Source organism: Paenibacillus sp. sgz302114 (assembly GCF_056120345.1).
Genome location: NZ_JBVYOI010000008.1, coordinates 1 through 13,186 on the forward strand (window position 1 = coordinate 1; position 13,186 = coordinate 13,186).

General features: G+C 54.2%; 7 protein-coding genes and 1 rRNA gene. All 8 read right to left on the reverse strand.

Features of this window, described 5'->3' with window-relative positions; genetic code table 11:
- Window positions 1–336: ribosomal RNA gene (locus tag AC0LWF_RS19375) — 16S ribosomal RNA — on the reverse strand; the annotation flags it as partial.
- Window positions 337–679: 343 nt separating this feature from the next.
- Window positions 680–2,707 carry an NAD-dependent DNA ligase LigA gene (gene ligA / locus AC0LWF_RS19380; RefSeq protein ID WP_474653186.1) on the reverse strand — a complete coding sequence of 676 codons (2,028 nt, stop codon included), beginning with the start codon at window positions 2,705–2,707 and terminating at the stop codon, window positions 680–682.
- A gap of 30 nt (window positions 2,708–2,737) precedes the next feature.
- Complete coding sequence (pcrA, locus tag AC0LWF_RS19385) at window positions 2,738–5,113, reverse strand: DNA helicase PcrA (protein WP_474653187.1); 2,376 nt, start codon at window positions 5,111–5,113, stop codon at window positions 2,738–2,740.
- A gap of 165 nt (window positions 5,114–5,278) precedes the next feature.
- Window positions 5,279–5,989 (reverse strand): heptaprenylglyceryl phosphate synthase, encoded by a 711-nt coding sequence (gene pcrB, locus AC0LWF_RS19390; protein WP_474653188.1) that lies wholly within the window; start codon window positions 5,987–5,989, stop codon window positions 5,279–5,281.
- A 39-nt stretch (window positions 5,990–6,028) separates the two neighbouring features.
- On the reverse strand, window positions 6,029–6,397 hold the full coding sequence (locus AC0LWF_RS19395) for an STAS domain-containing protein (RefSeq protein WP_474653189.1): 369 nt from the start codon (window positions 6,395–6,397) through the stop codon (window positions 6,029–6,031).
- A 2-nt stretch (window positions 6,398–6,399) separates the two neighbouring features.
- A complete protein-coding gene (locus AC0LWF_RS19400; protein WP_474653190.1) occupies window positions 6,400–8,550 on the reverse strand; it encodes an ATP-binding SpoIIE family protein phosphatase in 2,151 nt (716 codons plus the stop codon).
- Window positions 8,541–10,301 carry an AfsR/SARP family transcriptional regulator gene (locus tag AC0LWF_RS19405; RefSeq protein ID WP_474653191.1) on the reverse strand — a complete coding sequence of 587 codons (1,761 nt, stop codon included), beginning with the start codon at window positions 10,299–10,301 and terminating at the stop codon, window positions 8,541–8,543. Before AC0LWF_RS19405 ends, AC0LWF_RS19400 begins: the two co-directional genes overlap by 10 nt.
- A 217-nt stretch (window positions 10,302–10,518) precedes the next feature.
- Entirely contained in the window at window positions 10,519–13,041 is a 2,523-nt protein-coding gene (locus AC0LWF_RS19410; RefSeq protein WP_474653336.1) for a U32 family peptidase, read from the reverse strand.
- Window positions 13,042–13,186: the final 145 nt, after the last annotated feature.

A 13,186-nucleotide genomic window follows, 5' to 3' on the forward strand; every position in this document is an offset into this window, starting at 1 on the left:
GGCCGTGTCTCAGTCCCAGTGTGGCCGATCACCCTCTCAGGTCGGCTATGCATCGTCGCCTTGGTGAGCCGTTACCCCACCAACTAGCTAATGCACCGCAGGCCCATCTGTAAGTGACAGCTTGCGCCGTCTTTCCCAACTCAGCCATGCAGCTGAATTGTTTATCCGGTATTAGCATCCGTTTCCGAATGTTATCCCGATCTTACAGGCAGGTTGCCTACGTGTTACTCACCCGTCCGCCGCTAACCTTGTCCCGAAGGACAAGGTCCGCTCGACTTGCATGTATTAGGCACGCCGCCAGCGTTCGTCCTGAGCCAGGATCAAACTCTCCATAAAAGGCGAAATGGCAGAGCCATTCGCGCCAAATGAATTCGCTTGTTAGCTCATTCAAAAAACTAGCTTGTATATCATTGTTGAATCTGACGTGATCCATATGTTCAGTTTTCAAAGAACTTGTCCGTCACGTTTATCTCGGTGACAGTTTTACATCTTATCAGCTCTTGTCGACCATGTCAACACTTAATTTCACATTCTGTCGAATGTTGTTTGGTATTGGCGTGTGTCTTTCGAAGCGACAAGAAATAATTTAACACATCCACAAGCACGATGCAACTTGTAAAAAATGACAAAGGACTGCACCGACATCACAGCCAGTCACAGTCCTCTATATAATATCTATCTATTCGCCCAGCAATCGATGCAGCTCTACTTCGTCTTCAATAACCGTCACTCCGAGATCGCGCGCTTTGGTCAGCTTGCTGCCTGCGCTCTCGCCAGCAATAACAAAGTCGGTCTTCTTCGATACGCTTCCGCTAATCTTCGCTCCGACTGCCTCCAGCTTCTTCGCCGCCTCATCGCGCGTCATGCTTGAGAGCGTGCCCGTCAATACAACGGTCTTGCCGCTGAAGATACTGTCTGTACGAACTGGTGCTTGCTGCTCCGCCTCTGCCTTCACACCAAGTGCGAGCATCCGATCAATGCTGTCCGCCGCCACCGGGTCTCTGAAGTAGCTGTAGATACTCTCAGCTACGATGCCACCAACGTCAGGCAAGCCAACTAGCTCCTCGACAGTTGCCTCACGAATAGCGCTCAAGCTGCCATAATGATCAGCCAGCATCTTGGTTGTCGCTTTGCCCGTATTCGGGATACCAAGCGCAAACAGGAAGGCTGCCAGGTCGCGATCCTTAGACTTATCGAGAGCTTCAAGCAGCTTCTTCGCTTTCCGATCGCCGAAACGGTCCAGATCGATCAGTTGCTCATATTTTAGCGCATAGAGATCAGCTGGATCACGCACCTCGCACTCATCAAACAGCTGCTCCGCCGTCATAGCGCTGAACGATTCGATATCCATCGCGTCACGAGAGGAGAAGTGCGTTATGCGCCCAATCGTCTGCGGTTTGCAGCCGAGCTTGTTGTTGCAGAACAAGTGCGCGCCGCGAAGCTCAAGCGCAGTTCCACATGATGGGCATTCTGTCGGTGTCACGATCTCGCCGCCTGGCTCTTCATCCACTTTGCCCAGAATTTCCGGAATAACATCGTTGGAGCGGCGAATGAACACATGGGTGCCTAGAGCGAACTTCAGATTCTTCCGCTCGATATCGCCCATATTGTTGAGCGTACAGTTCTGTACCGTTACGCCGGCAAGATCGACTGCTTCGACTCGCGCTACCGGGGTGATTTTGCCGGTGCGGCCCACTTCCCAGGAAACCGATTCGAGAATCGTCGTCGTTTCTTCCGCCTCGAACTTAAACGCAACCGCCCAGCGCGGGAACTTATCCGTATAGCCTAGCGCTTCGCGCGTACGCATGTCGGTCAGCTTCACTACCGCGCCATCTATCAAGAAATCATGCTCGCTACGGCCGGCAGCAACGCGCTCAAGCTCCGCTTGCACTTCCTCAATAGTAGAACAATACGCGGCATAGGGATTCACTTTGAAGCGGTTATCTCGCAAGAACTGGAGCAGCTGCTCATGATTCTCGAAAGAAACTCCATCCGCATAGCCGACATTATAGAAGAACGCGTTTAGCTTCCGCTCTGCCGTAATTCGCGGATTCTGGTTGCGCAGCGCGCCTGCTGCCGCATTCCGGGCATTCTTAAGCGGCTCTGCTGCTGTCACATTGTAAGCTTCAAGAACGGACAGATTCATAATTCCTTCGCCCTGTACCTCAATCAGTCCATCTGTGAACGGAATAGTGAGCGGAATGGAACGAATCGTCTTGACCTGCGCCAAAATCCCTTCGCCAACGACGCCGTTGCCCCGTGTAGACGCCTGCACCAGATTACCTCCGTCATAGGTGAGGTTGAGCGTGAGGCCGTCGAACTTCAGCTCAATGACATAGCTTGGATCGGGCAATGGCGTAACGTCCGGATTCTTCGCATTATAATCGGCAACCGCTTTGATAACGCGAGCATTCCATGCCAGTAAATCTTCATTGTCCTGTGCCTTATCGAGACTCCACAGGCGAGCAAGATGACGGTGAGGCTCAAAGCCTTTCAAAATATCGCCGCCAACGCGCTGAGTCGGGGAATACGGCAAAATAAGCCCCGTCTCCTTCTCCAGCTGAACTAGCTCATCATAGAGCTCGTCCCACTGTATATCGCTGATTGTCGGTTTATCCAACGTGTAATAGTTATAATTATGCTCCGCAATGAGGTCCACAAGCTCGCGCATCCGCGCATTCTGTCCCGTTTCCTTGGCAGTGGCCATTGTCGCCCTCCCTCTCTCGCCTCTCGTCGCTTATACTTTCGTAATCGGAGCGAAGCTTGCAAGCAGCTTCTTCAGCCCGACCGGAGCTGGGAACGCAATTTGCAGCTCCTTATCATTGCCTGTACCGCGCACGGACACGATCGTGCCGGTGCCCCATTTGCCATGCGACACTTTATCGCCTGCCGCGAAATCCCCGCCACCGGCCGCACCGCTTGAACCAGCAGCAGCTCCGCCTCCGCCAGCCGCACGCGCGGCATCCATCGGCGTGCTGACGCGTACGCCGCTGCTGCTTGCTGCTGCGCCAGAACGCGGCGCTGCACCGCCACCGCCGCTACCGCTGCGGAAGCCAAAGCCGCTGCCCGAGCTAGAACCGCCGCTGCTACTGCTGCTACCGAAACGGCTGCCGGAGCCAAAGCCAATGCCGCCACCGCCGCTTGAACGCGCTCCGCGGCCGGCTTCCGTCTTCAACTCGTCCGGCACTTCGCGCAGGAAGCGTGACGGCATGTTCGCGCTTGTGCGCCCGAACAGCGTGCGCATCCGCGCGCATGTGAGGAAGAGCCGCTTCTCCGCACGCGTAATCCCAACATAAGCGAGACGACGCTCTTCCTCCAGCTCATCGTTATCATTGAGCGCTCGGCTGTGCGGGAATATGCCTTCCTCCATTCCGATGATAAAGACGATCGGAAACTCGAGGCCCTTCGCGCTGTGCATCGTCATGAGGACGACCGCGTCCTTCACTTCGTTCTCAGACTCTTCCTTATCCATGGAGTCGATATCAGCGATTAGCGCGAGGTCGGTCAGGAAGGAAACCAGCGACTTGTCCTCATTGCGATTCTCAAACTCCTGCGTAACAGATAGGAACTCGTCGATGTTCTCGAGGCGAGCTTTCGATTCCAGCGTATTCTCGCGGTGCAGCTCCTCGCGGTAGCCGCTCAGCTCGAGTATCTTCTCGGTCAACTCCGTTACGGACAAGTACTCCACCATGCGCGTCAAGTTATCAATCATATCGCGGAATTCGGTCAGCGCCGTACGAGCGCGGCCTGTCACATCGAGCCAGTCTATCTGCTCAAGCAGGGCAAAGACGGAGATGCCGCGCAATCCCGCTTCATCCGCGAGCTTCGCAACCGTCGTGTCACCGATGCCGCGTTTAGGCACGTTAACAATCCGCTGGAAGCATATGTCATCGTCAGGGTTCGAGATCAGGCGCAGGTAAGCGAGAATGTCCTTAATCTCTTTGCGGTCGTAGAACTTTACGCCGCCGACGATTTGGTACGGAATATCAGACTTGATTAGCGTTTCCTCGATAACACGAGACTGGGCATTCGTCCGGTACAGAATTGCATGATCGCCGAACTTGCGCCCTTTGTTCACCTGCTGGCGAATCTCGCCTGTGACGAAATAGCCTTCGTCATGCTCTGTATCCGCCTGATAGATCGTTATCGCGTCACCTTCGCCTTGATCAGTCCACAGCTTCTTATCCTTGCGGCTGCTATTCAGCTTAATGACAGCATTAGCGGCGTTAAGGATATTCGACGTCGAGCGGTAGTTCTGCTCGAGCAGTATCGTCTTCGCTTCCGGATAGTCTTCCTCGAAGTTTAGAATATTGGTGATATCCGCGCCGCGCCAGCGGTAGATTGACTGATCGCTGTCACCGACGACGCAGATATTGTGATGCTTGCTGGCAAGCATATTGCAAAGCATATATTGCGCTCTGTTCGTATCTTGATACTCATCGACGTGAATATAACGGAACTTGTTCTGATAGAACGCCAACACATCAGGCTCTTCCTTGAACAGCTCGATCGTCTTCATGATGAGATCGTCAAAGTCGAGCGAGTTGTTGTTCTTCAGCCGCTTCTGGTACGCAGTGTACACTTTAGCAACGATACCGTCGAAGTAATCGCCAATCTTCAGCTCGAATTGCTCCGGCGTAATGAGCTCGTTCTTCGCGCCACCAAGCGCCGCCTGCACACTCTTGGGCTCGAACTTTTTCGTATCAATATTAAGATCCTTCATACAGTTGCGGATTACCGACAGCTGATCTGCCGAATCCAGAATGGAGAAATTGTTCGAAAAGCCGATTCGGCTAACATCTCTGCGCAGAATCCGCACACACATCGAGTGGAACGTCGAGACCCAAATATCTTGTCCGGAATTGCCGACAAGCGCGCTCACCCGCTGCTGCATCTCTCGTGCTGCTTTATTCGTAAAGGTAATCGCCAGGATACTCCATGGCGCTACACGCTTCTTCTGGATTAAGTAAGCAATACGGTGCGTCAACACGCGTGTCTTGCCGCTTCCCGCTCCTGCCATAATGAGCAGCGGACCATCTGTCGCTTGAACGGCCGCGCGCTGCGGAGGGTTCAGCTTCTGAACAGCCTGGTCGATGCTAAATTCATTCAACATAAGGTAAATAAGCTCCTTTGTTCGCATTTGTTCGCCTGTCTCTAAGTCTAGACAACCGACCGGGCAGTGTCAATTACATTCCGGCCGGTTAAGCGAAATAAAAACGGCCTCCTGTGAGCGAACTGCACGATTGATGCGATTCGCTGACGAAGCCGTTCTTCTGATTTATTTTTGCTGGACACTACGAACTGCCTCTACAGTTGAGAGCGCCGCTTCCAAATCGTCATAAATAATATTGCCTACGATGACCGTGTGGGCCGCATCCGCCGCCGCTCGAGCTTTGTCCGCGTTGTCGATGCCACCGCCGTAAAATACTCTTGCCCCAGTGACCAAGCTTCTCGCTCGCTTCACAAGCTCCATGTCGCCGAACTTCCCGCTGTATTCCATATAAATTACAGGCAGACGCATGAGCCGATCCGCCATATAAATATGCGCGGTCACGCCTTCTGCATCAAGTGACGACGTTGCGCTGGTCAGCTTGGCCGCTTCCGCGTCCGCATTCAAGATGAGATAGCCTTCTGCCGAAGTATTTTCCCACGGAATGAACGCCCCGAACTTTCGCAAAGCTTGAATTTGCCGGCCAGCCATCCATTCTGCCTTATCGGTGTTCAGGACGAGCGGTATAAAATAATGATCGAAGCCCGGTACGGCCGCCTCTTCATTCGATACTTCCAGTGCGCACGGCACTTCATACCGGCGAATACGCGACATTAAGTCCACCGTGTTATCGAACGTGATGCCGCTCGAACCGCCTACAATAATCGCATCCGTGCCAGACATGCAGATCGCATCGAGCCGCTCGTCGCTAATCTCGCGGTCCGGGTCAAGCTTGAACAGATGCCGCCACTCCTTAAATATTGCCGATTGCAATTCCATAATGCCCTCCGCCTTCTAAATCTATCCTTCGCACCCGGACTATTGCCCAAGCGCTTCGATCCGCTGCATGACGGCAAACTCGTTCGGATATATCATCATATATTCCGTCAAGCCAACCATGCGAAACAGTTTCTCGTAGTGCGGGGTAATCCCCCAGGCGAAAGTATGCACCCCCGCTTTGCTGCCCATGCGGGCAAGCCGAATCAATACGGCCATTCCACCGCTGTTTATGTAATCGACCTTCGTCAGGTCAAGCGTCAGGAAACGGATGCTCTTACCAAGCTCCATCTCTCCTTCGAAACCGCTAAGCAGCTTCGCTTCCGCCGATTTGCTCAAATCCCCTTCCAGCTTCAGCGCGAGGCCTCCGGGGAACTTATGTAATGCTATCGAAAACGGCTGGTCCGCCATATTCAATCTCCTTTCTGCGCAGCCTGCTCTTCTTCGGAATCTTGATGTGATTTTCTCATGAAATAAAGCTCCGTATAGAAGCCCCGCTCATCCCGTCCGGTCGTCCAGTAATCCGCAAGCGTATCGATCATGACAAGCCCCCACCCGCGAGGGTCCTCGGATTCCAGCTTCTTGCGCATCTCATCCTCATCCCGCGATAATTTCGGGTAAAAGCCGCCGCCTTCATCGTACACCCGGCACACCATGAGCATGCCGCCAATTTGTGCGATTACAGTTACATACGCATTTGGCTGCATTTTGTTGCCATGTTCAATGGCATTAATCATCGCTTCGCACACGGCGCTTTGCACATCTTCATATATATCGGAATTCGGCCATCTTTCCTTTATCCAATCGCCCACCTTGAGCGCCACGAGCCTCTCGTCGCCGAGCTTGCTGCGAATGGCCCATTCTCGGGACATAAACGGGTTATCAAAGGAAGCTGCGGACGCCAGTGAACTGCGGTACTCGCCGGCCAGCTCCAGCACAACGACCGTCCGGTCATCCATGCCAGAGCCGCATTCGCGATCCATTCGGACAAGCCAATTGTCCACGATATCCGTTAAGTCCTCCTCAGGCTTCCATGTCGCAAGCTCCGCCTCTAATCCGTCGAAGCTGTACATGTGTCCTTCTTCATTAATGGCCTCAATTAATCCATCCGTGTACAGAAGGAAGCGGTCGCGATTGTTCAGTTGGAAACAGATCTCCTCGTATGCAGCGTCCGGGGCTATACCGATTGGAAGCGAGCTGCATGCCACTGCTTGAACGCGGCCATCTTGCGTAATGATATAAGGCGATAAGTGCCCCGCGCTCGCATATTGCACTTCATTTGTCGTTAGATCAATAACACCAACGCCGATAGAGACGGAGCCCTCTTCCCCCATCGCTTCGCACAGCTGCCTGTTCATTCGCGCGAGCACTTCGGATGGACTGCCGTTACGGCGAATTTCCGATCGGAAAATAAGGAGCTGAGCAGACATAATAAGCGCTGCAGGCAGCCCTTTGCCAGAGACATCGCCAATCATGACGGCAAAACGGTTTGGACTGAGCGAAACGACGTCGAAGAAATCGCCGCCAACCTCACGGTACGACTGGCAACGCGCTGTAATTCTGTAAGCGCCAATGGTTAGATCCCCCGGAGGGAGCAGCTTCTGCTGTACATTGTAAGCCATCTTCAGTTCGCGTTCCAGCGATTCGTATTCGCGGCTGATGCGGTTCTGCAGCTCGTTGTATGCAACGGCTAGCTCACCTGCTTCATCATGCAAAATGGCAGGCACCACGCCTCCAGGCAAGCCTTGTCCAGCCACTAGCCCGCGAATGTCGCGGATAAGGCCGCGCAGCTCTTGTCTGAACTGCATCGTCACGTAGCTGAATAAAGCGACACTCATTATAAAATAAAACGCAGCGATTAAGCCGAGCTTGTATGGGTCGATTGTTTCTTGGGGCCTCGCTGTCATGAACACCAGCTGCAGCAAGCTGAAGATTGTCACCAGCATCGTACACGCGAAGGTCAGAATGATCGGCTGGGCGATTGAGGTTCGCCCGTCAAACCGATCCGGCAGCGGCTGCAAGCGCATGACTGGCCTGAATATGCGCCTCGTTGTAGTAAAGAGCACAATCGCCAGCGAGATGAACAAGCTTTGTTCCCCTGCCATTTGACCAAGCAGTTGCAACCATATGCCTCCGCCTTGAAGTTCTCCTGCATGGTACAAGCCGGAGTACATTACGCCGATGACAGCTATGCTGATGAGCAGCTCGTATGGCATCCGGTACAGCCGGTGAAGCGACTTATTCGTCAATCCGGTGCAGCCCATCTTACATTGCTGATCGAGCTCCTTCATGACTGGCTTCATCCGCCAAGCCGAGTATCCCGCCATCACGATTGCCAGCAGTACGGCGAAAGCCAGATTGCCCAGCTGCGGAATACGAAGACCGGCAGAAGTCGATGGATCTACCAACATTGTTTCCGCCTGCAAAATAATTAGTCCGCCTAGCAGCACAATGCCATAGACGAACAGCAGCCTTCTTAGCAGCATATAGCCGCTGTAGCGCGGCTTGCCGACAGTTGCCCCTTGGTGAACCTGGTGAACTTGGTCCTTGCCCGTCATATCCATAGCAGTTTCCTGACGTCCTCTAGCGGCTCGCTGCCCAGCTCTTCCTTGCAAATCCGCTCCAGCCGCCGGTACCAGCCGATCGCTTCGATTCTCCGTTCCCCGCGTAAGCAGTGAATAATCATTGCCTCGTACGCTTCTTCCTGATCAGGACGAAGCGCGATCCAATCCGCGAGGCACTGCTCTACCCGTGCCTCGTCAAGCAGCTCGCCATAATAAGCGGCAAGCCGCTTAATCATATTCGTCTGCCGGTCCAGCAGCTGCTCCCGCACGCGCTCAAGCCATTCTGCGTGAGGAAGCTCCGTGCCAAGCAGTCCATAGAGCACTCTAGCCTTCTCGTATAATCGGCTAGCTTCTTCACGGTCATCCATCCACAGCTGATCGCCGATTCTGGCCAGCGTATTGTAATCCTCCACATCATTCGCTTCAAGAGCGTACTCGGCCATGCCGATAATGCCCCGCTTCGCAAAGACGATGTCCTCCGGCATGCCCTGCTCCTTCAGCGATGAGCGTAAATCATGAAGCGTCACATACAGCTGATTGGAGCGCTTGGATAGATCGCCTTCGCCGAAAACTCGATCAATGACTTGCTCACGGTTTGCGCGGTAGTTGGGTTGTAGGAGCAGATAGACGAACAGTTCTCCCGCCTTGCGACGCTTCCAGCTTGGCTCGAATACATTGCCATCCATCGCTGTAAAGTTAATACCGTTAAACAGCCGCACACGCCACTTTGCCGTTTCCTCTCGCGCTTCGATAGCAATGTGGTTATCGATGAGTTCCTCGGTCACTGTCGGCGCTGCTACTTCTGCTAAACCAGCCGCTGCGAGAGAGGCTGCCAGCTGCACTGTCAGCTGTTCAATAGAAGGCGTGGACATGAGCTTGCGCATGTGGTCCATCTGTCCGAATGCTTGCTCCGCCTGTACTAGCTGGCGATCCTGCAGCATCTGCCTGATCCTCGCACCTGCCGCATAGATGCAGCATTCGAGGTCAGCCGCTAGCGCTGGCGGCAGCTCCGGCGGCGAATCCAACAGAATAGCTTGACTCAAGTAGGCGTAGCGAGCCGGCAGCTTGCTGCACAAGGACTCGCTCAGCTCAGCTGCGGTCAGCACGCGGGCGACAGCCGCGCCATGCGAATTATCAGATGCGTGGCGCGTGAGCCAGCTCATCCATAGCTGCCAATCCGCTTGCTCGCTTGCTGATCCGTCGAACAGCTTCCGTTCCAGCAGCACAAAGCCCACCCAGTCCTGCTTGCCCTCGTCGCGAAACCGCTCAGCCGATGCCTGGAACAAGCGATTCGCTTCAGCAGCGTACTCCGCTGTAACCCGTTCAATCGAAGCCGCGGCGCGGGCCAGCGCCCACGGCACAAAGCCGCTGCACTGCTCTGGCGTGCGGTGCCACTCCTCGGCAAGCTGAGCCATGAACAGCCCCGCTTCTTGCCGGTCGCCGACTTGCATGTACAGCAGGCCGAGCATCGCCATCATCGTCAGCATCGCTGACTCATCCGCTTGCGCAGCGAAGCCTCGCAGCGCCGTTTCCAGCATCTGCTTCGTCTCGATCAAGCGGCCATTCAATAAGCCCTCCTCGCATTCTGCGCGAAGCAGCAGCGGAGATTTCATTCGTATATCGGCCGGAATGGCCTGCAAAAGCTGTGTGGCGGGCATGTTTCCATCCAGTATCGCCTGCTCCGCCTTAAGCACCTCAATAAGCCAATTATCCTGCTTCACAATCGTTGTTCCATCGTTTTTTTGATTCATTGGTCATTCCTCACCATGCTTCTTTGTTAAGCTGCCAAGCGATTTCAGGCAGCCTCACGTCCAAAATAATGCTTTAGGGTATAGACATTATATGACGTTAACCTTTACTACCTATTCGCCTTCAATCTCCTAAATCCCTCCCTGTTGCTAGAAATTGCCGCGCCTGCCGGGTTGCAAAAAAGAGGAGCCGAATAATCGGCCCCTCTAGTTCTGTCCATTATTTAACCAGTTGGCCTCGTGTGACACCAAGCTGATTGATGGCTTTCAAGCTGCGCCATACTTGCGTTCCGCCAATACGCCCTGCGAGCGCATCGCTGTATAAATCAATAACTTCGTTCACTTTATCAGCGGTCTCTTCCAGGAATTCAATCCGGAACGACGCTATGCCCAGCTCGCCGAACTGCTTCATGTACTCCGCGCCAGACTGCTCGATCGCATTGTACACCGTATTGCGGCAGCCTTCGTCGACGCGAACCGGATGCGACATGCCGATCCGATCCTGCAGCGAGACATTATGCTCTTCACACGGACGTCCGCAGTTCGTGAAGTCCGTGCCTTCGCTAAGGAAGGTGCAATAGACACAATGCTCCGTGTGGAACATCGGCAAATGCTGATGGATGACGACTTCCATCCTCGACGTTTCGCTGCGGCGCAACAGGTCGAACATTTGCTGCACATTTAAATCATATGAAGGGGTGACGAGGCTGCAGCCTGCATCCAGGAACAGATTCGCCGCCTTATGGTTCGCAATGTTCAGCGAGAAATCGCCGATCAGCTCCGGGAATGTCTCATTCGGCTTCGCAGCTCTTGCGCGCAAGTAGTAATAGAGCGCGCCTGTGTTGCGAACGAGCACCGCATCCGGCTTCAGCTTCAGGATGTTCGCATGGTAGCCGTTCTCATTCGGCATATGAATCCGCGGCGTTACAAGGCCGATTGACTTGCCAGCACTCCGCGCCAGCTCCATCGCAGCCGGCAGCTGCTTAATAAATTCAAAGTCGGCGTATACCATGTCAACTTTATCGGACTTCACAGCGGCCTCCAGCTGAGGAAGGCTACGGCAGAGCACTGTCAGCTTCGCCTTTGCTGCATTCGACGGCTGCTGCGGCCTGATCTCGCTACCGCGAGCGTCGTCATTGATATCGACTTCGTGTTTAATATATACCGGAGGCTTCGGACGCTCGCCAGCCAATGCTTCTACCGCTTCGCGGCGCATCCGGTTCAATTCGCGCATCGGCACGATTAGATCTCCGTTCAGCTCCACGTCAAGCGACTCCAGCTGATAGACAGTGCCGCCAAGACGACCGAGCTGCTCTTCCAGAATAGCGCTATCCATTGGGCGCTTTTGAGCCTGTTCGAGCTCCAGCTCGGAGCTGATCTCTACCGTATTGCCCTTCTCCACATCCGTCCATACGGTATGAAGCGGCTGTCCGAGCTCTCCTGTCACTTTCACATGCAGCGGGAAGACTCGGTACGGCTTCTCTGTCTCGAACGAAGCGCGCAAGCGCCGATCTAGAGCAGGATCACTTGTTTTCCATACGCGGTCGCCGACATGCACACGGCGCAGATCTACGTCATTTCGCCCTGGAACAAGCTCAATGACAAGCCCTTCTTGCGCTTCGCCTTCCAGCTTCGTGCCTTGGCGGCGGATGTCGTAGATGCGGCCGCCCTCTTCCTTCTTCGTCGGGTCGCCAGCGTCGAACACAATACCGTCGCCGCGCTTCACCGGCACTTCGATCCGGCAAACAACCGCATCGCGCAGAATCTTCTCGACACGGCCCAGGTAAACGCCGCGGCTCTTCGGGAAAGTCCCTTCCACGAGCATCTTGTTGTTCGTGCCATCAAGGAAACCGTGTGTAAATCCACGCGAGAAGCTTTGCTGCAGCTCGCGCATCTCTTCCTTCGACGGAGCAGAACGGTCGCCATCGAAATATTTATCAATCGCGCGGCGGTACTTGCTAACTACATTCGCGACATATTCCGGGCTCTTTAGTCGTCCCTCAATCTTGAAGGACGTGACGCCCGCTTCGATCAGCTCAGGCACAAGCTCCACAGCAGCAAGGTCCTTCGGCGATAGCAGGTATGTCACATCGCCCATCGGCTTCTGCTCGCCATCGACCATCAAGTCATACGGGAGACGGCATGCTTGCGCGCATTCGCCGCGGTTGGCGGAACGACCGCCCCACATTTCGCTCGTCAGACACTGGCCTGAGTAAGAGACGCACAGTGCGCCATGCACGAACACTTCCATCGGCAGCTTCGCCTGCTCGCCGATCGTTTTAATTTGTTTGAGATTGTTTTCGCGTCCAAGCACGACCCGTTCGATATCAAAGGGCTTCGTAAACTCAACCGCCTCTGGCGACGTAATCGTCATCTGCGTCGAGCCGTGAATCGGAAAGTCCGGAGACATCTCACGAATGAGCTTCACGAGCCCAAGATCTTGAACGATAACCGCGTCAACTCCTGCGTCGATACAAGCTTCTATCAGTGCTTTGGCTTCGCCGAGTTCTTCCTCGAATACAAGGATATTAAACGTGAGGAACCCTTTAACGCCGTAGCTATGAAGAAAAGCCATAATCTCCGGCAGCTCGTCCGTATGAAAGTTATTCGCTCTTGCTCTAGCATTGAATTTCTCCACACCAAAAAAAACAGCATCGGCCCCATTGGCCACTGCCGCCCGCATACACTCCCAATCACCAGCAGGTGCCAGCAACTCGACATCTTGTCGTTTCATCATACCCATCTTCAATTAACGCCATCCTTATCCTCGTTCACTTATTTCCCTACAGTGTACCATTGCAGACGACCAAACGAAAGCCGCGCCACAGCACAAACGCCGCTTCTTCCCGAAATATTTCCGGGTTGAAGCGGCGCAGCGCCTTGTGAAT

Excerpts from the sequence above, each read along its gene's own strand:
- ligA (WP_474653186.1), bottom strand. The coding sequence starts at position 2,707 with ATGGCCACTGCCAAGGAAACGGGACAGAATGCGCGGATGCGCGAGCTT.
- pcrA (WP_474653187.1), bottom strand. The coding sequence starts at position 5,113 with ATGTTGAATGAATTTAGCATCGACCAGGCTGTTCAGAAGCTGAACCCT.
- pcrB (WP_474653188.1), bottom strand. The coding sequence starts at position 5,989 with ATGGAATTGCAATCGGCAATATTTAAGGAGTGGCGGCATCTGTTCAAG.
- AC0LWF_RS19395 (WP_474653189.1), bottom strand. The coding sequence starts at position 6,397 with ATGGCGGACCAGCCGTTTTCGATAGCATTACATAAGTTCCCCGGAGGC.
- AC0LWF_RS19400 (WP_474653190.1), bottom strand. The coding sequence starts at position 8,550 with ATGGATATGACGGGCAAGGACCAAGTTCACCAGGTTCACCAAGGGGCA.
- AC0LWF_RS19405 (WP_474653191.1), bottom strand. The coding sequence starts at position 10,301 with ATGAATCAAAAAAACGATGGAACAACGATTGTGAAGCAGGATAATTGG.
- AC0LWF_RS19410 (WP_474653336.1), bottom strand. The coding sequence starts at position 13,041 with ATGGGTATGATGAAACGACAAGATGTCGAGTTGCTGGCACCTGCTGGT.